The following is a 19,791-nucleotide window of genomic DNA, read 5'->3' as shown; positions in this document are numbered from 1 at the left end:
ACCATTGGAGAAAGAAACATGTTGCTGATCGAATGTCCGTGGTGCGGGCCGCGCGCCGAATCCGAGTTCACGTGCGGCGGCGAAGCCGACATCGTGCGCCCGGTCGCCAATGAGACCATGACCGACCGCGAATGGGGCGAATACGTGTTCATGCGCGAGAACAAGCGCGGGCTGCACAAGGAGCAGTGGCTGCATACGCAGGGCTGCCGCCGCTGGTTCAAGGTCGAGCGCGATACCGTCACCTACGAAATCAAGGGCTACGAAAAATTCGGCGGAGCCGCCGCCAACGCTAAGGAAGAGGGCACCAGCAAATGAGCCAGAAAGACCGTCTCGGCACCGGTGGCCGCATCAATCGCGCGATTCCGCTGACCTTCACGTTCAACGGCCGCACCTATCAGGGCTTCCAGGGCGACACGCTCGCGTCCGCGCTGCTCGCGAACGGCGTGCACTTCGTCGCGCGCAGCTTCAAGTACCACCGCCCGCGCGGGATCGTGACGGCGGACGTCGCGGAGCCGAACGCCGTCGTGCAGCTCGAGTCCGGCCCGTACACCGTGCCGAACGCGCGCGCGACCGAGATCGAGCTGTACCAGGGCCTCGTCGCGACCAGCGTGAACGCGGAGCCGTCGCTCGAGCACGACAAGTACGCGATCAACCAGAAGCTGTCGCGCTTCATGCCCGCCGGGTTCTACTACAAGACCTTCATGTGGCCGCGCAACATGTGGCCGAAGTACGAAGAAAAGATCCGTGAAGCGGCCGGCCTCGGCAAGGCGCCCGAGGTGCTCGACGCCGATCGCTACGACAAGTGCTACGCGCATTGCGACGTGCTCGTCGTCGGCGGCGGCCCGTCGGGCCTCGCGGCCGCGCATGCGGCGGCGACGGCCGGCGCGCGCGTGATCCTCGTCGACGACCAGCGCGAGCTCGGCGGCAGCCTGCTGTCGTGCCGCGCGGAAATCGACGGCAAGCCCGCGCTGCAGTGGGTCGAGAAGATCGAGGCCGAGCTGCGCAAGCTGCCCGACGTGACGATCCTGTCGCGCAGCACCGCGTTCGGCTACCAGGACCACAACCTCGTGACGGTCACGCAGCGCCTGACCGATCACCTGCCGGTGTCGATGCGCAAGGGCACGCGCGAGCTGCTGTGGAAGGTCCGCGCGAAGCGCGTGATCCTCGCGACCGGCGCGCACGAGCGGCCGATCGTGTTCGGCAACAACGACCTGCCGGGCGTGATGCTCGCGGGCGCGGTGTCCGCGTACATCCATCGCTTCGGCGTGCTGCCGGGCCGCGACGCGGTCGTGTTCACGAACAACGACCGCGGCTACCAGGCGGCGCTCGACCTGAAGGCATGCGGCGCGAAGGTGACGGTCGTCGATTCGCGGGCGTCGAGCAACGGCGCGCTGCCCGCGGCGGCGAAGCGCCAGGGCGTGACGGTGATGAGCGGCGCGGTCGTGACGGCCGCAGCGGGCAAGTGGCGCGTCTCGTCGGTCGACGTCGCGTCCTACACGAACGGCCAGACGGGCGGCAAGCTGAAGACGCTGCCGTGCGACCTCGTCGCGATGTCGGGCGGCTTCAGCCCGGTGCTGCACCTGTTCGCGCAATCGGGCGGCAAGGCGTGCTGGAGCGACGAGAAAGCCTGCTTCCTGCCGGGCAAGGCCGTGCAGCCCGAGGCGAGCGTCGGCGCGGCGGCGGGCGAATTCGGCCTCGCGCGTGCGCTGCGGCTCGCGCTCGACGCGGGCGCGGAAGCGGCGAAGGCTGCCGGCTTCTCCGCCACGCAGCGCCCGGCCGCGCCGAAGGTCGCGGAAGCCGCGGAAGGCGCGCTGCAGCCGTTGTGGCTCGTCGGCAGCCGCGAGGCCGCCGCGCGCGGGCCGAAGCAGTTCGTCGATTTCCAGAACGACGTGGCGGCCGCCGACATCCTGCTCGCCGCGCGCGAAGGCTTCGAGTCGGTCGAGCACGTGAAGCGCTACACGGCGATGGGCTTCGGCACCGACCAGGGCAAGCTCGGCAACATCAACGGGATGGCGATCCTCGCGCAGGCGCTCGGCAAGTCGATTCCGGAGACGGGCACGACGACGTTCCGCCCGAACTACACGCCCGTTTCGTTCGGCACGTTCGCGGGCCGCGAGACCGGCGATTTCCTCGACCCGATCCGCAAGACCTGCGTGCACGAATGGCACGTCGAGCACGGCGCGATGTTCGAGGACGTCGGCAACTGGAAGCGGCCGTGGTACTTCCCGAAGAACGGCGAGGACCTGCACGCGGCGGTGAAGCGCGAATGCCTCGCGGTGCGCAACAGCGTCGGCATTCTCGACGCGTCGACGCTCGGCAAGATCGACATCCAGGGCCCGGACGCGGTGAAGCTCCTGAACTGGATGTACACGAACCCGTGGGGCAAGCTCGAAGTCGGCAAGTGCCGCTACGGGCTGATGCTCGACGAGAACGGGATGGTGTTCGACGACGGCGTGACGGTGCGCCTCGCCGACCAGCACTTCATGATGACGACCACGACCGGCGGCGCGGCGCGCGTGCTCACGTGGCTCGAACGCTGGCTGCAGACGGAATGGCCGGACATGAAGGTGCGCCTCGCGTCGGTGACGGACCACTGGGCGACCTTCGCGGTCGTCGGCCCGAAGAGCCGCAAGGTCGTGCAGAAGGTGTGCCAGGACATCGACTTCGGCAACGAGGCGTTCCCGTTCATGAGCTACCGCAACGGCACGGTGGCGGGCGTGAAGGCGCGCGTGATGCGGATCAGCTTCTCGGGCGAGCTGGCCTATGAAGTGAACGTGCCGGCGAATGCGGGCCGCGCGGTGTGGGAAGCGCTGATGGCCGCGGGCGCCGAGTTCGACATCACGCCGTACGGCACCGAGACGATGCACGTGCTGCGCGCGGAGAAGGGCTACATCATCGTCGGCCAGGATACCGACGGGTCGGTCACGCCGTACGACCTCGGGATGGGCGGGCTCGTCGCGAAGTCGAAGGACTTCCTCGGCAAGCGTTCGCTGTCGCGCTCGGATACCGCGAAGGAAGGCCGCAAGCAGTTCGTCGGCCTGCTGACCGACGACGAGCAGTTCGTGCTGCCGGAAGGCGCGCAGATCGTCGCGAAGGACACGCAGGTGTCGACGACCGAGCCGACGCCGATGATCGGCCACGTGACGTCGAGCTATTACAGCCCGATCCTGAAGCGCTCGATCGCGCTTGCGGTGGTGAAGGGCGGCCTGAACAAGATGGGCGAGAGCGTCGTGATTCCGCTGGCCAACGGCAAGCGCATCACCGCGAAGATCTCGAGCCCGGTTTTCTACGATACCGAAGGGGTGCGCCAGCATGTGGAATGAAACGAGAAACCAGACGCAGGTGGCGGGCGCGGGCGGCGTGCAGCTCGAATCGCCGTTCGTCGGCGCGGCCGACCTGCTGAAGACGCAGCAGGCGCGCGCATCGAAGAAGTTCACGCTGCGCGAGCGGCCGTTCCTCGACCTCGTCAACGTGCGCGGCGAGCTGAGCGACCCGGCGTTCGTCGCCGCGTTCGAGCGCGTGGTCGGCTGCCGGCCGCCTGCCGCGCCGAACACGGTTGCGCGCGGCGCCGAGTACGACGTGCTGTGGCTCGGCCCCGACGAATGGCTCGTGCGCTCGAACGGGCCCGTGCAGGCGGGCGTGCTCGAGGCGGCGCTTGCCGAGGCCGTGCAGGGCTCGTATGCGGCGGCGGTCGACGTCGGCAGCGGCTACACGGTCGTCGAGGTCAGCGGCGAGCGCGTGCGCGACGTGCTGGCGCGCGGCTGCCCGCTCGACCTGCATCCGCGCCAGTTCAAGGCGGGGCAGTGCGCGCAGTCGCATTACTTCAAGGCGTCGATCGTGCTGGTGCCGACCGGTGACGACAGCTTCGAGATCGTCGTGCGCCGCAGCTTCGCCGACTATTTCGTCCGCATCATGTTCGACGCGGCCGCGCCGCTCGCATCATGAAGCCGGTCGACGAACCGTTCGTGTCGATCGACGCGCCGCGCCTGCGAGGGCGCGGCTGGAGCGTGTTCGTCGACGAACTGAAGGTGCCGGCGCGGATCGGCATCCATGCGCACGAGCATGACGCGCCGCAGCCGATCGTGATCGATGCGCAGCTCGGCTATCGCTGCGAGCCGAGCGAGGCGGGGGAGTGGATCGATTACGACGGGTATTGCGCGCGGGTGGCGGCGTTTCTCGCGCACAAGCCGCATACGCGGCTGCTCGAGACGCTGGTCGCCGAGATCGCGGTGCTGTCGTTTCGCGAATGGCCGGCGCTGGAGACGCTGACGCTGTCCGTCCACAAGCCGAAGATCCGGCCGGGGACGAAACGCGTCGGGGTGTCGCTCGACTGGACGCGGGGGGATTACCTGCGGTGGACGGGCGCGGCGGGGCAGCTGTAAGCGCGCGTAGCGTCTACTTCGCGTTGCGGTTCGCCGATGGCGCCGCGCTCGACGGATCGCTGACCGGTATCATCCGCGGCGTCGCATCGGCGGCGTTGCGTGAGCCGTCTTCGGGTTCGAGCACGAAGCGGAACGCGTCGACGCGCTGCATCACCTTGGCCGCATAGGCATTCGATCCGCCGTAGCTCTTCAGGCCGGCCTGCACGTTGCCGCCGGCCGCGCGCACGTAACCTGACAGAATCCTGGAGCCGACGTCGACGTTCGCGTTCGGCTCGGTCAGGTCCTTCACGTTCCGCAGCAGCCCGCGGTGCGCGCTGGGCACCACCTGCATCAGCCCGGTCGCGCCGCCCCCGCCGCGCGCTTTCTCCTGGAAGCGCGATTCGATCGAGATGATCGCGTAGACGAGCGCCGGCGGCAGCGCGTATTTCGTCGCGGTGGCGTTCACGATGTCGGCGAGCCGCGTCGCCTTTTCCTTCGCGAGACCGAATTTCTTCGTCAGATACGACGTGATGCGGTGGTTTGCTCCGTTGGGCTGATCGTTGGCGAGCGGCGCGGATGCGGCGTCCGCTGCCGACGCGCTCGCTTGCGGCGCGGAGGCCGGTTGCGCGGAGGCCGGCAGCCCGGGCGCTTGCTGCGCCGCTGCCTGTTGCGCAATGCCGAGCGAAACCACGATCAGCCAGAGAAACCGTCGTCGCATGGTCGAGTGCGAGGAATTGGGAGGCGCACAGTATATCGGCCAATTGCGGCGCAGGGTCGAGCGCGGGGTCGAGTGAAAGGGCGATGTAGGGTTGGGGCGGTGGGGATGGGGATGGTTGTGGGCGCCCGCATCGGAGTCCGCATCGAGCGCGTGAGTCAGTCGCGCTCTGGCTCTGTTTTGGTCGCGAGTGAGCCGCCCACGCGCACTACCCCCGCCGCCCGCCCGCCACCCTCGCGAGCGCCCCGATCGCGTCGCTGACCAGCACCGCGAGCAGCCCGACGATCATCCCGCCCTGCAGCACGAACGCGGTGTTCGCGGTCTGCAGGCCGGCGATGATCACGTCGCCGAGCCCGCGCGCGGCGACCGTCGAGCCGATCGTCGCGGTGCCGAGGTTGATGACGACCGCGAGGCGGATGCCGTTGACGATCACCGGAAACGCGAGCGGCAGCTCCACGGATTTCAGCTGCTGCCAGCCGCTCATGCCCATCCCGCGCGCGGCGTCGACGACGTCGCGCGGCACGTCCTCGATGCCCGCGATCGTGCTCTCGAAAATCGGCAGGAGCCCGTACAGCACGAGCGCGATCAGCACCGGCTTCAGGCCGAAGCCGACCGCGGGCACCGCGAGCGCGAGCACGGCCACCGGCGGGAACGTCTGGCCGATGTTGACGACGCTGCGCGCGACCGGCAGGAAATCCGCGCCCCACGGCCGCGTTACCGCGATGCCCGCGGCGATCGCGAGCAGCGTGCCGATCAGGCTCGATGCGGCGACCGTGCCGAGATGCGCGAGCGTGAGGTCGAGCAGGCTCGCGCGATCGTAGATGACGGGCGCGCCGTTGTCCGCGAACGGCGCGAACAGCGCGTGCAGCCAGGCCGGCCGGAACAGCAGCACGAGGAGCAGCGCGAGCGCGGCTGCGCGCGCGACCTGCGCGACATGCGGCGCCAACCGCCGCGGCAGCGGAGCACGCGCCGGCTGTGCAGGCGCGCTCATGCGGGCTTCCTCGCGTGCGCGCGGATCGCGTCGAGCGTGATGCGGCGCGCGGCCGGCGCACCGTGCGCGCCATCGCCGTTCGCCTCGCCGACCGGCAATGCTTCGACGCCGCGCCACAGCAGCTCCGAGATCGCGTCGCGCAGCGTGCGGGTCGCGGCGATCGGCGGACCGTTTGCGACGCCGGGCTCGGCCACGTCGCCGACCGGCGTCAGCGCGAGCAGGCGCAGCGGCCGGTCGACGCCCGCGACGAGCTGCTCGACGACGCCCGCCGCCGGCCGGCCGAGGATCTCGGCGGGCGGCGCGACCTGCAGCAGCCGGCCGCCGTCCATCACCGCGATCGTGTCGCCGAGCTTCAGCGCTTCCTCGATGTCGTGCGTGACGAGCACGACCGTGATGCCGAGCCGCCGCTGCAGCGCGAGCAGGTCGTCCTGCGCCTTGCCGCGGATGATCGGATCGAGCGCGCCGAACGGCTCGTCCATCAGCAGCATCGCCGGCTCGGCCGCGAGCGCGCGCGCGACGCCGACGCGCTGCTGCTGGCCGCCCGACAGCTCGTGCGGCAGCTTGCCCGCGAACTCGTCCGGCGCGAGATTGAAGAGCGCGAGCAGTTCGCGCACGCGCGCGTCGATGCGCGCGGCGTCCCAGCCGAGCAGGCGCGGCACGGTCGCGATGTTGCGCGCGACGCTCCAGTGCGGAAACAGCCCGTGGCCCTGGATCACGTAGCCGATGCGCCGCCGCAGCTGCTCGGGCGGCACGCTCGCCGTATCGACGCCGTCGATGCGAACCGCGCCCGTGCCCGGCGCGATCAGCCGGTTGATCATCCGCAGCAGCGTCGACTTGCCGCTGCCCGATGCGCCGACGAGCGCGGTGATCGTGCCGCGCTGCATCGTCAGCGATACGTCGTCGACGGCGACGACATCGCCGAAGCGCTTGCCGAGGCGTTCGATTTCGATCATGCGGTGCGTCCCCTCGCGAGCGCGGTCGCGGCTTCGAATACGACGGCGGCGATCAGCGCGAGCGCGATCGTCGGGATCGCGCCGAGCAGCACGAGATCGGCGGCCGATTGCCCGATGCCCTGGAAGATGAAGGTGCCGAAGCCGCCGCCGCCGATCAGCGCGGCGACCGCGGTCAGGCCGATGTTCTGCACGAGCACGATGCGCACGCCGCTCAGGATCACCGGCAGCGCGAGCACGAGGTCGACCTGCAGCAGGCGCTGCGCGGCCGTCATGCCCATCGCGCGCGCCGCTTCCGTCACCTGCGCCGGCACCTGCGCGAGCCCGACCGCGACGCTCGACGCGATCGGCAGCAGCGAATACAGGAACAGCGCGAGCACGGCCGGCGCGACGCCGATCCCGCGCACGCCGAGCGCGGCCGCGAGCGGCACGTGCGCGGCGAGCATGCCGAGCGGCGCCATCATCAGCCCGTACATCGCGATGCTCGGCACCGTCTGCACGACGTTGAGGACCGGCAGCAGCGCCGCGCGCACGGCCGCGACGCGCGCGCACGCGATGCCGAGCGGCAGCCCCGCGACGAAGGCGGCCGCGACCGAGCCGCCGGCCAGCGCGACGTGCCGCACGGCCTCGCGCCAGAAATCGTCGCCGCGCACCGCGTATTCGCGCATCACGGACAGGCCGTCCCACCAGCCGGTCGACAGCGGCAGCGCGAGCGCCGCGGCGGCGACGGCCAGCGCGGCGAGCCGCCGCCACGGCCCGAACGCGAGCCGCGCGAGCGCGTCGGCGACCAGCACGGCCCATGCGAACAGCAGCAGCCAGATGCCGGCGGCCGGCGACACGCGCGCGAGCGCGTCTTCCGGCGCGACCAGATGCGCCGCGGCCGCGCCGGCCGCGTAGCCGAGCGTCGCGAGCAGGCCGCAGCCCGCGGCGAGGCGCGATGCGGGCCGGCTCGTCGTCATCGTCCACAGCGCGGCCGCGATCCACAGCGCGGCGAGCGCGGCGGCCTGCGCGGCCGGCAGCGCGCCGAACACCGGCAAGCCGGCGCCCGCCGCGATCCGGTTCGGCCGCAGCACGACGAACGGCGCGAACAGCACCGCGCCGATCGTCAGCGCGCCGGTGAGGACGCCGACCTTGTCGATCGCGATGCGTCGCGCGCGGGCCGCCGCGCGTGCCGTCATTTGACGAAGCCCTTCGCTTTCAGGTATTGCGCGGCGACGCCCGCGGCCGGCTCGCCGTTGATCTGGATGCGGCTGTTGAGCGTCTGCAGCGTCTTCAGGTCGAGGCTCGCGAACACCGGCTTCAGGTAGTCGGCGATCTGCGGATGCGCCTTCAGCACCGTTTCGCGAATCACCGGCGCCGGCGCGTAGACGGGCTGCACGTGCTTGTCGTCGTCGAGCACCGCGAGGCCGCTCGCCGCGATCCCGCCGTCGGTGCCGTAGACCATCGCCGCGTTCACGCCGTCGGTCTGGTTCGCGGCGGCCTTGATGGTGGCCGCCGTGTCGCCGCCGGACAGCACGACGAGCTGGTCCGGCTTCAGCTTGAAGCCGTATGCCTTCTCGAACGACGGCAGCGCGGACGCGCTGTTGACGAATTCGGCCGACGCCGCGAGCTTCACCTTGCCGCCGCCGGCCACCCACTTGCCGAAATCGGAGAACGTTTTCAGGCGCTGCGCCTGGGCGAGCGGTGCGAGCACCGCGACGCCCCACGTATTGTTGGCGGGCGACGGCGTCAGCCAGACGAGGTGGTTGGCCGCGTAGTCGAGCTTCTTCGCGGCGTCGTAGCCCTGGCTCGCGTTCTTCCACACCGGGTCGTCGGCCTTGTTGAAGAAGAACGCGGCGTTGCCGGTGTACTCGGGATAGATGTCGATCTCGCCGCTGACGAGCGCCTTGCGCACGATCGGCGTCGCGCCGAGCGCGATCTTTTCGGTGACGGGAATGCCGTGCGCCTTCAGCACCTGGACGATCAGGTTGCCGAGCAGGTTGCCTTCGGTATCGATCTTCGACGACACCACGACGGGCGTATCGGCGTGCGCGCCGGGCGCGACGGCGGCGGCGGCGAACGCGAGCCCCAGGAGCGGGGCGGGCAGGGCGAGCTTCATCGGGCCAATCTCCAGTATCGGGACGTACGCCGAAACTTACTTGACCGGGCCTGCTTTGGCAAACCGCGCGCGGCGGCGTGCCCACAGCGTGCGTGGGGCTAACGGCACGCGCCGCGCGCCGTTGTTACACTGGAACGCATTCCCGCCTGCGGACACTTGCTGACATGAAACCCGAGTTGCTGGTTCTGATCGCGCTGCGCGACGACGCGCACCGCCGCATCGCCGCGTCGTACCACGTTCACCACGCGCCGACGGCCGAGGCGCGCGGCCAGGCGATCGCGGAACACGGCGGCGCGATCCGCGCGGTGCTGACCAACGGCAGCACGGGCCTCACCGCCGCCGAGATCGACCGGATGCCTGCATTGACCCTGGTCGGCTCGCTCGGCGCGGGCTACGAGCATATCGACGTCGCGCATGCGAAGGCGCGCGGCGTGGTGGTCGTGACCGGCGCGGGCACCAACGACGACTGCGTCGCCGATCACGCGTTCGCGCTGCTGCTGGCGGCCGTGCGCGGGATCGTGCGGCTCGACGGCGCGACCCGTGCGGGCATCTGGCGCGACGCGTTGCCGATGCCGCCGAACGTGTCCGGCAGGAAGCTCGGCATCGTCGGGCTCGGCAGGATCGGCGAGAAGATCGCGCGCCGCGCGGCCGGCTTCGATCTCGAGATCGGCTATCACAACCGGTCGCGCAAGGAGGTTCCCTACCGCTATTTCGACCGGCTCGACGCGCTGGCGCGCTGGGCGGACTTCCTGGTCGTCGCGACGCCGGGCGGTGCGCTCACCCGGCACCTGATCGGCCGCGACGTGCTCGACGCGCTCGGCCCGGACGGCTTTCTCGTCAACGTGTCGCGCGGCAGCGTCGTCGATACCGCTGCTTTGGCAGAGGCGCTGCGCGAAAGCCGGCTCGCGGGCGCGGGGCTCGACGTGTACGAAGGCGAGCCCGATCCGCCGCGCGCGCTGGTCGGGCTCGACAACGTCGTGCTGACGCCGCACCTGGGCGGCTGGTCACCCGACGCGCTCGATCGCTCGGTGCGGCAGTTTCTGGACAACGCGGCGCGGCATTTCGCCGGCCAGCCCGTGCTGACGCCGGTGTGAATGAAACGGCATGCGGTCGCATGCTCGAGCGGCGCGTGCTCGTGAGGAATCCGCAGTGCGACCGGACGCGCCCGGCAGTCGGTCATGCCGGGTGCGCCCGCTCAGCCGCTCACTCTCGCACCCGATCGCTCACGACGATACCAGCGGCACCGTCACCGACGTGCCGGCCGGATCGAGCGACAGCTCGGTGCCGGGCGTCGGCCGCAGCGTCGCCTCGTTGTCGCTCGACAGCACGACGAGCCCGAGCCGATGGCCTGCTTCGAGCCGGTAGTCGCGCGGCATGAAGGTCAGGCGCAGGTCGTACGGCATGCCGGGCAGGACCGGCTCCGAGAACCAGCTCGACACGCGGTTGCGCGGATCGGTCCACGCGCGGGTGACGATCGTCGCGCTGCCGTCCGGCGCACGGTCGACCAGCAGCGCGGTCACGTTTGCGACGGCCGAGAACGTCAGCCGCACGCGCGCGGTCGCGGTGCCCGAGATCCGCGTCGCGCTCGCGAGCGGCGCCGTCTCGAAGCGGGAGCGATGCTCGCCGGTCGTTGCATTGGCGAGCGTGAGCGCCGGTATCGACGCATCGTCGGTGAAGCGTGCGAGCGGACCGCCGCTCGGTATCCGCAGCAGCGTGCCGATACCCGTGCCGTCGCCGCCGGCGAAATATGCAACGGGCGTCGCGTGGCGCGCGGCCCAGTCCGCTTCCTTCAGCAGCGTGCCGTCCGCCTGCTCGACCACCGCGCCCGGATCGCGCTCGACGCCGTTGTCGTAGCCGAGCAGGTAGCGCGTGAACCAGCGGTTCACCTGCGCCGTCCACGCGGCGGCCATCGCCGGCACGCGGGTCGGATCGGTGTGCTTCAGGCGGTGCAGCCACAACTGCGCCGGCACGCCCTGGCGCCGCATCGCGAGGTACCACGAGGTCGACTGGTCGACCCTGACGTTGTCGTCGGTCAGCCCCTGCGCGACGAGCGCGGGCGCGACCGCGAGCGCCGTCGGAATGTCGCGCGCCGCCCAGAACGCCGAATAGTCGCCCGAGGTGCGATCTTCCTTCTTCAGCGCGTCGTCGACGAGGTGCGTGCAGCGCTCCGGATGCGGGTTCGTCAGCAGCGCCTTGATGTAGACGTCGACGTCCTCGCCCTGGTAGCCGTCGGGCGCGCGCACGAGCCCGCCCGAGCGGTAGTAGCCGTACATGTTCGACAGGCCGGCGACCGGCACGATCGCGTCGAGGCCGCGCGTGCGCAGGCTCGCGACCATCTTCGGCAGCGTGCCGTCGTACGACACGCCGTACATGCCGACGTGGCCCGTCGACCAGCTCGCGACGACCGGCTTGCCGCTCGCGTCCTTCGCACTCGCGCCGCGGCCGAGCCAACGGATCACCGACGCCATCGCCACCGATTCGTCGCGCGTCAGGATCGTCGGGCAGCCGTCCGAGCCGGCGGTGCCGAGCGAATCCGCATACACGATCGTGAAGCCGCGCTGCACGAAATACCCCTCGATCCAAGAACGTCCCGCGGCGGCCGCTTCGACCTGCTGCAGGATCCGCGTCTGCGGCGCGGCGGCCATGATGCGCGCGCCGCCGGAAGCGGCGGGATGCGGCGTGCCGTCGAGCTCGACGTCGACGTTGTGGTTCGGGCTGTCGGCGAGGTTGTTGTAGTAGGGGCTCGCCAGCACGATCACCGGCGTGCGCGCGCCCGACGCGGTTTCGGTCGGCCGCACGACGCGCACGTGAATCCGGTCCTTCGCGCCGTCGCCGTCGGAGTCGACGGGCGTCTCGACCCACGCCTCCTCGGCGATCGTGGCGCCCGACAGCGACGGCTGCACCTGGCCGTCGTCGATCACGGGCTTATAGCGGCCGCCGCTGGCCGGATTCGCATACGGGACGCCGGACGGCGACACGCGCGACGCGAGCGATCCAGCGGCGTCCGCCGAGGCGGACGCCGCGTCCTGTTGGGTTTGCGCGAGCGCGGATGCGCCCGGCACGCCTGCGCCGTCCTCGCCGCCGCACGCGGCGAGCGTCGCGGCTGCGGCCAGCGCCGGCAGCCATGCGCGACGGAATCCTCCTGGATGGAATTGCATTGTCGACCTCGTTGTTCTGATTGTGTGGATACGACCGTTCCGCGATACGCCCCCTGCGGGCCGGGCCGATTACCGCCTGCGACGAACAGATGACCGCACCGCCGAAAGCGCCGGGGCGACCGCCCACGGCCCGATGCGGCGCGGCTCATGCAGTACTGCCAATCAAAGTCGTGCCGTGTACCTTGCCTCGTCAAACCAGGCGGTATCGGCAGAGAAAACGGGGATATTGCGAGCTGCGGTGCTGCGCTGCGGACGACACGACACGCGTGCGAGCGGCGACGGGATGAAACGGACCGGCGATGTCCGACGCGCCGCGCGTCTTATGAGCTTGCCGGTCTGCGTTTGCTTTCCGGAAGCTTGCGCAAAACTTATCTCAGGGAAAACGGCGTGTCAAACTTTTTTAACCACAGGTAAATAAAGTTTCGCGCGCTTGACCGGCGACGTGTCGGCGGCGTCGCCGGATGCAAAACGGGCGGCGACGGATCGCATCCGTTACCGCCCGCGCGTGGCCGTTGCGGCGTTCCACCGTTTGCCGCTGCGCGCCGTCACCCGCTTTCGGCCTTCGCCTGCAAATCCTTCAAACCCTTGATCACGACCAGCAGCGCGCGCCCGTGCTCGTCCGAGCCGTCCCACGCGTCGACGATCGCGTCGCGCAGCAATTCGTTATAGCGGCGCCGCGACGGATGCACGTCCATAGAAACTGCATAGCTTATTGAATGGCGTGCTGCGGCGCAGGCGCCGGCCGTTCGACTGCCGAAGGCGCGACACGGTCGGCTGGCTGACTCCGGAAAGCCGCGCTATTTCGCTGGACGAGCGGGTATCTTCCGACAAGCGGCGCAACAGGTCATCAATGGGAAAATCATCGTCCGGGGCTTCCATGTCATGCATTATACCTATACAGTTACGGTTGTTGAATGACTTGCTGAAACTGGCAAGCGGCTGGGCCCTGAGAAAGTTGATGACACTGAAACACCTCCCTCGTACGTTTTGCTGGACCAAGATCGGCGCCGAGTCCGGCGAAGAACTGGCCACCGTGGTGCTCCGCAAGGAATGGGAGCGCCGGCTGGGGGGCGGGCGGTTTCTGTGGGGGATCAACCAGCCGCTCGGCAACAGCGCGCAGGTCGCCGCGCATCGCACGGGCTCGCTGCTCGCGCTGTTCTCGCCGGTCGCGGCGCGCACGCGCGCGGCCGAGCGCGGGCGCGGCAACGTGCTGTTGTGGAATGCGTGGGTCGATGCGAGCGGCCAGGTGCGGCAGCTGCCGCCTCACACGTTCATCACGAGCCGCGCGAAGCTGCCGTCCGGCCGTCCGCGCGAGCATCACTACGCGCTCGTGTGCGCGTCGTCCACCGCGCTCACGATCGGCACGCGCCTGCGCGTGTATCCGGACCAGCTGCGCAACGTGAGCACCGGTAGGGCGCTCGGCGCCGCGCAAGGCGCGGCCGTGGTCGATTGCGTCGGCCGCGCGAAGGAGCAAACGGGCAGGAGCTATCCGCTCGCGCTGTCGGTCGAGCTCGAAGCGCCGTATTTCGTGCGCCTCACGCAGCCGAGCGTGCTGAAGGCGCGCGATCTCGCGGCGGTGAACAAGGCGACGCGCGACGGCGATTTCGATCGTTTCGTCGAACTGGTCACGCGCTTGCGCGGCCGCTCGTCGACGGAGGACGTGCGCGGCTTCACGCGCGATCTGTTCGACGTGCCGCTGATCGAAACGGCTGCCGCCTATGTCGCGCCCGCGCACGTCGTGCGGCTTCGGCACCGGCCCGCGGCCGAGCATCCGCGCGAGCTCACCGGCGATCTGTTCGATCTGGGGCCGGCCGAGGCGGCCGCGTTCGGCGGTGTCGCGCAGCCGCGCATCGGCCGCGCGTGACGGTCGCGCCGCGAGCGCGCGGCTCAGGGATTGAAGGTCGATGCGCGCGCAACGACCGGCAGCGGCGTCGCCATCATCGCGGTGTGCGCAAGGAATTTGTTGCAATCTCGCCGTAGCGGGCAAGCGAACATCGCGCGACAATCGCGACGAAGCGCGCCGCTCGGCGATTCGCGCATCGCCCGGCAAGCGGCCGTCGGTCACGCGGCCGACACGCGGGCCGCGCACACTGCGCGGCGGCTTGCTTCACACTGCAATCCTCAGGGAGAAGTGTCGATGTCCACCCACATCTGTTCGCGAGAAGCCCGGGCCGCACAACGCTTCGTCGAAGCGACGCGCAACGTCGATCAGGCGTTCCGCGCGGTGCGCGGCGAAGCCGACGACGACGTGTCGTCGGTCGAATATGCGATGGCGATGTCCCGGCTGGATCGCGCGCTCGACGAGCTGGCGCGCGCGCAGGAATTCTTCGACCGGGTCGTGAGCGCCGACGCGGCGCAGCACAACTGAGCGCAACCGAGCGCGTGGTTTCGGCTGGCGCTCGGCGCTGGTTTTCCGTTTTCTTTTCCCTTCTTGTCGCGCCACCGCGCGCGCTCGTCGTCTATTGCACATCGCTATGCGAGCCGGTGCGATACGACACTCCACCCACTTGCCATGCGCCGGTAGTTCGTGCGTTACGCGTAACCGCCGTGCTGGAACGACGACGCGAAGAACAGCACCTGATAGCGGATCGCATTCGCCCAGTAGTCCCACGTATGGCCGCCGGGCCGCTCCGCGTAGTCGTGCGGCACGCCGAGCGCGTTCAGCCGTTCGTGCAGCGTGCGGTTTGCGCCGACGAGGGAATCGTCGGACCCGCAGTCGATCGTCAGGTCCATGTGCAGGTGCGCGAATGCGCGGGCGCTCTCGACGATCGCATTGCGGCTCCAGAACGACGGATGCCGCCCCGGGTCGCCGAACACGTGATCGATGCCCGGCTCGTCTCCGCATTTGCGCGGATCGACCGCGCCGCTGATGCTGCCGGCCGCGCCGAACGCGTCCGGCCGGTCGAGCGCGATGCGCAGCGCGCCGAAACCGCCCATGCTGAGGCCGGTGATCGCGCGGGCATGCTTCGTCGCGATCGTGCGGAAATGCGTGTCGATGTACGACACCACCTCCTTGCCGACGAAGGTCTCGTAGCGGCTGCCCGAATCGAACGGGCTGTCGATGTACCAGCTTTCGCGGCCGCCGTCGGGCATCACGAGAATCACGTGGTAGCGGTCGGCCAGCTCGCCGATTCGCGTGTTCGCGGTCCAGTCGGTATGGTCGCCGCCCGAGCCGTGCAGCAGATAGACGACCGGAAAGCGCTCGACGCTGCGCTCCGGGCCGTGCCGAAGGCGCGCATACGCGTCGGGCAGCACGACGGTCGCCTTCAGCGTCGCGTTCATCGCGGCGCTCGGGATCGCGACGACGCGCGACTCGAACGCGGCGGCCGGTACGGCGGCCGCGAGCAACAGCAGTAGCCACAACGTGCGTAACAGGTTCATGGAGCCTCGCATGTGTCGTGCCCTTTCGGCAGTCCGGCATCGGGAAAACCCTGTACGAACACTCTAGCAACGGTGCCTTTCAGACAAATTTCTGCGAAGCCTACGAGTTGTCAGGCGGTCGTCGCATGACTGGTGAGTAGGGGTATCGAGGAGCGGCATCGCGGGCTCGCCGCCCGCGCTTGATTAATCGCACCGATCGGCCGCTGCGCGACGACTCGACCGGCGCAGCGTGTGTCAGTCGATGGCCGCGCGGGCGCGGGACGAGATGCGCGGCCGGCCGTGCGCGTGCGTCGAGCGTGCCGATGAAACCGTGAACGCAGACAACCGACCTGCACGACCGCTCATTCGGCGGTAGACGGGCGAAGCGGCGGCAACTCGAGTTCGGCGAGCAGTTCGTCGAGTTCGAGAGAATGGGTGCGATCGTGGTCGAGCAACTCGCGCACAAGTTCGTCGAGCGACATGCGCCGGATGCCGTCGCGCAGGCCGCAGCGTGCAAGTTCCTGTGGCTGCAGCGCCGCGACCGTCGCGCACAGCGCGGCGCGCCCGCGGCCGAACGCGGCGAGCGCTTCGTCGAGCGGCTGCGCGAGGTAGTCGCGCTGTTCGGCGAGCGCGGTGCCGTCGACCGACGCGATCACCGGCAATTCGCTGCTCCGGACCAGATCGATGCGCGCGGCGAAGATCGCGTCGAGGTCGCGCAGGTGGCAGGCGTGTTCGACCAGCGAGAAGCCCGTCCCGGCCGGGCGGCGCGTGACGAGTGCGGCGGGAACGTGCGCCGCGTACGCGGCGATCCGGGACGGCATCTCGGCCAGCGCGGCCGCGAGGTCCGAGAACGGCAGCACCTGCGGATACGCGCTGAATACGGCGCCGTAGCTGAACAGCGCGCCGCCGAGGCGGCCGCGCGCCTGAACGACGTCGTGGCCGCGGCGGCGCATCACGTCGGCGACCATCGCGCCGCAGAACTGGCGTGCGGTGGTGTCGGTCGAGATTTCCGGGAATTTCTGCGCGATTTCATCCTGGATCGCGCCGATCGCGGCAACGCCGACGCGGGAGAGGGCGGCGAATTCGACGTAGCGGTCCGGCTGCTCGATCAGCGCTTCGAGCTGCGCGCCGAGCGGTGTCTCGCGAAAACGGTCGAAACGGGAATGCATGACGACGACTCCGTGTAGTAACGTATCAAAACGATACGTTACTACACGGAGTCGTGTCAATCCGGGTGGTCGTCCTGCTCGCTGACCCGCGCCGGCGTGCCGCGCTCGGTCAGCGAACCGCGCCCACCCGTCGCCTCACTCGCCGTGCTTGCCGTCCAGCTCCGCGCGCAGCCGCGCTTCCTGCTCCTGCAGCTCCGGCGTGAATGCTTCACCGAAGTCTTCGGGTGAAAAGATCGGGCGAATCTCGATCTCCGAGTCGCCCTTCATCGGATTCGGGCAGCGCTTCACCCATTCGACGGCTTCGTCCATCGACTTCACCTGCCACATCCAGAAACCGGCGATGAGCTCCTTGGTCTCGGCGAACGGCCCATCGATCACGCTTCGGCCCGGCCGCGAGAAGCGCACGCGCTTGCCGCGCGAACTCGGATGCAGCCCCTCACCGGCGAGCATCACGCCCGCCTTCACCAGTTCCTCGTTGTACCGGCCCATCGCGGCCAGCAGTTCGGTGTCCGGCATCGCGCCCGCTTCGGAAGAGGCCGTGGCCTTGACGATCACCATGACGCGCATTGTCGTTGCTCCTTTGACGTGGGAAAGAGGCGTCCGTTTGCTGCCCGTCGTACCGACGTCGAAACGAACGCTTGCGTCACTGCGACGTGCGAGCGGCGCAGGAATCGACATCGCATATGAAATATTTTGGGTGGTAGCTGATGGTCAGGACGGTTGCCGTACGCCACCGCCTATGCGCAGCGGCTCGAAGCACGAGTCCCGCGATCACCCTCACAGCCCCCATCGGCTCGGCGGCAACGCAGCCGCCTCGCAATCCACCCGCCTCAAGCCGCCTTCACATTCCGGTCGAGCACACTCCGAATCCGCGCCGCGAGCTCATCGCGGCGGTACGGCTTGCCGAGCAGCATCACACCGGGATCGAGCCGCCCCGAATGGAAAATTTCGTCGCGCGTATAGCCGGACGTGAACAGCACGGGCAGCGGCGGCGTGCGCTGCGCCGCACGGCGCGCCAGTTCGCCGCCCTTGATGTGCCCCGGCATGATCACGTCGGTGAACAGCAGGTCGATCGGCGTGCCGCTGTCGAGTATCCGCAGCGCGGCTTCGCCGTCCGACGCGCTGAGCACCTTGTAGCCGAGCTGCGCGAGCATGTCGACGACGGTGAGCCGGACGTCCGCGTCGTCCTCGACGATCAGGATGGTTTCCCGCCCGCGCACGGGATCGGGCCGCGGCGCGCACGCCGGTTCCTCGGCCAACGCATCGTGACAGCGCGGGAACGTCAGCCGCACGGTGGTGCCCTGGCCCGGCGCGCTGTCGATCGACGTATGGCCGCCGCTTTGCTTGACGAAGCCGAACACCATGCTGAGCCCGAGCCCCGTGCCTTCGCCGTCGGGCTTGGTCGTGAAGAACGGTTCGAACACGCGTTCGAGCACGTCCGGCGTCATGCCGCTGCCCGTATCGGTGATCTCGAAGGTCACGTATTCGCCGGGCGGCAGCGGCGTGCGCCGGGCGCCGACGGCAGTCGTGTCGTTGTAGGCCGCGATCGTCAGCGTACCGTCGCCGCGCATCGCGTCGCGCGCATTGATCGCGAGGTTCAGCAGCGCGTTTTCCAGCTGGTGGCGATCGGCGAGCACGTTGCCGACGTCGGGCGCCAGCGCGGCCACGACGCGCACGGTTTCGCCGAGTGCGCGGTGCAGCATCTCGCTCATGCCGTCGATCAGCTTGCGCGGGTTCAGCACCGTCGGCGACAGCGGCTGACGCCGAGCGAACGCCAGCAGGTGCGACGCCAGCTGCGCGCCGCGCCGCACCGCGTTGTTCGCGCTCTCGATCCGCGGCTGCGCGCTCGCCCGCTCGCCGAGTTCGACCGCCAGCACCTGCAGATTGCCGCTGATCACCTGCAGCACGTTGTTGAAGTCGTGCGCGATGCCGCCGGTCAGGCTGCCGATCGCCTCCATCTTCTGCGCGTGACGCAACTGCTCCTCGATGGCCGCGCGCTCGGCGATCGCGTCGGCGACGCGTTGTTCGAGCGTTTCGGTCAGCCGGCGCAGCGCGTCGTTCGACGCTTGCAGCGCGGCTTCCGCGTGTGCGCGTTGACGGGTGGCGAGCACGCGCTCGGTCGTCTCGATCACGACGGCTAGCACGCCGCCCGGCGCGCCGTCGTCGTCGGCGAGCGGGCTGTAGTGAAGGTCCATCCACACGTCTTCGGGCCGGCCGTGGCGCAGCAGCACGAGTTCCTTGTCGCGATAGGACAGCGTGCCGCCCGCGAGGCAGGTATTCATCACGTTGCGGTTGAAATCGGCGACTTCGGGCCAGCCGAGTTCGACCGGCTTGCCGAGCAGATACGGATGGCGGCCGCCGGAGAATGCGGCGTACGCATCGTTGTAGATCATGTAGCCGGGCCGGCCCCACAGCATCACCAGCGGCAGCGGCGACGCGAGCACGGTGCGTACGGCGGCGATCAGGCTCGCCGACCATTGCTCGATCGGCCCGAGTCCGGCCTCCGACCAGTCGAAGGCGGCGATGCGCCGGGCCATTTCACCTTCCCAGCCCGGACAACCGTGGTGTTGTGCGAACAACTCGACACGCATGAAAACGCTCCGAAAAAGACATCGCGGTAACGTGGCCGCGTCCGGGGACGGCGAGTTGGCAAGCGGGTCCATTCTAGTGCAGATCGACGGCCCGGCGGCGTTCCTGGCCGCCTGCCAAGCTGGTATGCTGACCAGCGTTACGTTCGTGCGGAGGGCGCCATGGCAGCGAAGGAAGTGTCGAAGAAGAAGTATCTGAAGATCCTGAACAAGCGGCTGCGGGCCGAGCCGGAGGCGCCGGCCGGTGCATCGTTCGTGTTCTTTCCGCTCGGCGCGAAGGCCAAGCATGCGACCGGCGTGGTGTCGGGCGAGCCGCACACCAAGCGCGAACTGGCCGTGCTGGCCGCCGTGCAGAGCAAGGCGGCCGACGAATTCGTCGTCACCGGCGCCTGAACGGCGGC

General features: G+C 69.4%; 18 protein-coding genes and 1 pseudogene. 8 read left to right on the top strand and 11 right to left on the bottom strand.

Annotated features, from left to right (window positions below; all coding sequences use genetic code 11):
* The first annotated feature begins 18 nt into the window (after positions 1-18).
* The 4 genes from WJ35_RS27650 to WJ35_RS27635 are packed head-to-tail and all read left to right on the top strand — an operon-like array spanning position 19 to position 4,382.
* Entirely contained in the window at positions 19-315 is a 297-nt protein-coding gene (locus WJ35_RS27650) for a sarcosine oxidase subunit delta (RefSeq protein WP_059672655.1), read from the top strand.
* The gene (locus tag WJ35_RS27645; RefSeq protein ID WP_059535094.1) at positions 312-3,323 is read left to right on the top strand and encodes a sarcosine oxidase subunit alpha family protein; all 3,012 of its coding nucleotides are present in this window, start codon (positions 312-314) and stop codon (positions 3,321-3,323) included. The genes WJ35_RS27650 and WJ35_RS27645 overlap by 4 nt, the downstream gene beginning before the upstream one ends.
* On the top strand, positions 3,313-3,945 hold the full coding sequence (locus tag WJ35_RS27640; protein ID WP_059855273.1) for a sarcosine oxidase subunit gamma: 633 nt from the start codon (positions 3,313-3,315) through the stop codon (positions 3,943-3,945). The genes WJ35_RS27645 and WJ35_RS27640 overlap by 11 nt, the downstream gene beginning before the upstream one ends.
* A complete protein-coding gene (locus tag WJ35_RS27635) occupies positions 3,942-4,382 on the top strand; it encodes a dihydroneopterin aldolase (RefSeq protein WP_069240461.1) in 441 nt (146 codons plus the stop codon). The genes WJ35_RS27640 and WJ35_RS27635 overlap by 4 nt, the downstream gene beginning before the upstream one ends.
* A 13-nt stretch (positions 4,383-4,395) precedes the next feature.
* Here WJ35_RS27635 and WJ35_RS27630 read toward each other — a convergent pair whose 3' ends face one another.
* From WJ35_RS27630 to osmF, 5 genes are all read right to left on the bottom strand, one after another.
* Positions 4,396-5,079, bottom strand: coding sequence for a lytic transglycosylase domain-containing protein (locus WJ35_RS27630; protein ID WP_069240460.1), 684 nt, complete (start codon positions 5,077-5,079; stop codon positions 4,396-4,398).
* A 205-nt stretch (positions 5,080-5,284) separates the two neighbouring features.
* Positions 5,285-6,067 carry an ABC transporter permease gene (locus WJ35_RS27625; protein WP_069240459.1) on the bottom strand — a complete coding sequence of 261 codons (783 nt, stop codon included), beginning with the start codon at positions 6,065-6,067 and terminating at the stop codon, positions 5,285-5,287.
* Complete coding sequence (locus WJ35_RS27620; RefSeq protein ID WP_069240458.1) at positions 6,064-7,020, bottom strand: ABC transporter ATP-binding protein; 957 nt, start codon at positions 7,018-7,020, stop codon at positions 6,064-6,066. The genes WJ35_RS27625 and WJ35_RS27620 overlap by 4 nt, the downstream gene beginning before the upstream one ends.
* Positions 7,017-8,195: an ABC transporter permease gene (locus WJ35_RS27615; protein ID WP_060234825.1), complete on the bottom strand. Its 1,179-nt coding sequence runs from the start codon at positions 8,193-8,195 to the stop codon at positions 7,017-7,019. The genes WJ35_RS27620 and WJ35_RS27615 overlap by 4 nt, the downstream gene beginning before the upstream one ends.
* On the bottom strand, positions 8,192-9,115 hold the full coding sequence (gene osmF, locus WJ35_RS27610) for an ABC transporter substrate-binding protein (protein ID WP_069240457.1): 924 nt from the start codon (positions 9,113-9,115) through the stop codon (positions 8,192-8,194). The genes WJ35_RS27615 and osmF overlap by 4 nt, the downstream gene beginning before the upstream one ends.
* Positions 9,116-9,279: 164 nt before the next feature.
* On the opposite strand from osmF, the gene WJ35_RS27605 reads away from it, so the two are divergent.
* Positions 9,280-10,209 carry a 2-hydroxyacid dehydrogenase gene (locus WJ35_RS27605; protein WP_069240456.1) on the top strand — a complete coding sequence of 310 codons (930 nt, stop codon included), beginning with the start codon at positions 9,280-9,282 and terminating at the stop codon, positions 10,207-10,209.
* Between the two features lie 129 nt (positions 10,210-10,338).
* Here the strand turns inward: WJ35_RS27605 and WJ35_RS27600 are convergent, their stop codons facing one another.
* Positions 10,339-12,273, bottom strand: coding sequence for a Xaa-Pro dipeptidyl-peptidase (locus WJ35_RS27600; RefSeq protein ID WP_069240455.1), 1,935 nt, complete (start codon positions 12,271-12,273; stop codon positions 10,339-10,341).
* 545 nt (positions 12,274-12,818) lie between these two features.
* Positions 12,819-13,152: pseudogene (locus WJ35_RS27595) on the bottom strand (XRE family transcriptional regulator).
* A 79-nt stretch (positions 13,153-13,231) separates the two neighbouring features.
* Here WJ35_RS27595 and WJ35_RS27590 point away from each other — a divergent pair.
* Together WJ35_RS27590 and WJ35_RS27585 are read left to right on the top strand one after the other, a co-directional pair.
* Positions 13,232-14,137 (top strand): hypothetical protein, encoded by a 906-nt coding sequence (locus WJ35_RS27590; RefSeq protein ID WP_069240658.1) that lies wholly within the window; start codon positions 13,232-13,234, stop codon positions 14,135-14,137.
* Between the two features lie 273 nt (positions 14,138-14,410).
* Positions 14,411-14,641 (top strand): hypothetical protein, encoded by a 231-nt coding sequence (locus tag WJ35_RS27585; protein ID WP_069240454.1) that lies wholly within the window; start codon positions 14,411-14,413, stop codon positions 14,639-14,641.
* Positions 14,642-14,805: 164 nt separating this feature from the next.
* On the opposite strand, the gene WJ35_RS27580 is transcribed toward WJ35_RS27585, so the two are convergent.
* The 4 genes from WJ35_RS27580 to WJ35_RS27565 all read right to left on the bottom strand — a co-directional run bounded on the left by WJ35_RS27580 (position 14,806) and on the right by WJ35_RS27565 (position 19,393).
* The gene (locus tag WJ35_RS27580; protein ID WP_069240657.1) at positions 14,806-15,654 is read right to left on the bottom strand and encodes an alpha/beta hydrolase; all 849 of its coding nucleotides are present in this window, start codon (positions 15,652-15,654) and stop codon (positions 14,806-14,808) included.
* Between the two features lie 341 nt (positions 15,655-15,995).
* Positions 15,996-16,802 carry a DinB family protein gene (locus WJ35_RS27575; RefSeq protein WP_069240453.1) on the bottom strand — a complete coding sequence of 269 codons (807 nt, stop codon included), beginning with the start codon at positions 16,800-16,802 and terminating at the stop codon, positions 15,996-15,998.
* A 135-nt stretch (positions 16,803-16,937) separates the two neighbouring features.
* The gene (locus tag WJ35_RS27570; protein ID WP_069240452.1) at positions 16,938-17,369 is read right to left on the bottom strand and encodes a YciI family protein; all 432 of its coding nucleotides are present in this window, start codon (positions 17,367-17,369) and stop codon (positions 16,938-16,940) included.
* 263 nt (positions 17,370-17,632) lie between these two features.
* A complete protein-coding gene (locus WJ35_RS27565; RefSeq protein ID WP_011880794.1) occupies positions 17,633-19,393 on the bottom strand; it encodes an ATP-binding protein in 1,761 nt (586 codons plus the stop codon).
* A gap of 159 nt (positions 19,394-19,552) precedes the next feature.
* On the opposite strand from WJ35_RS27565, the gene WJ35_RS27560 reads away from it, so the two are divergent.
* Positions 19,553-19,783, top strand: a complete 231-nt coding sequence (locus WJ35_RS27560; protein ID WP_011880793.1) for a hypothetical protein — start codon at positions 19,553-19,555, stop codon at positions 19,781-19,783.
* Positions 19,784-19,791: the final 8 nt, after the last annotated feature.

This window comes from Burkholderia ubonensis, from assembly GCF_001718695.1.
In the GTDB taxonomy this organism is placed as follows: domain Bacteria; phylum Pseudomonadota; class Gammaproteobacteria; order Burkholderiales; family Burkholderiaceae; genus Burkholderia; species Burkholderia ubonensis_B.
The sequence above is the reverse complement of the archived record's forward strand: the minus strand, read 5'-3'. Positions and strand labels throughout refer to the sequence as shown.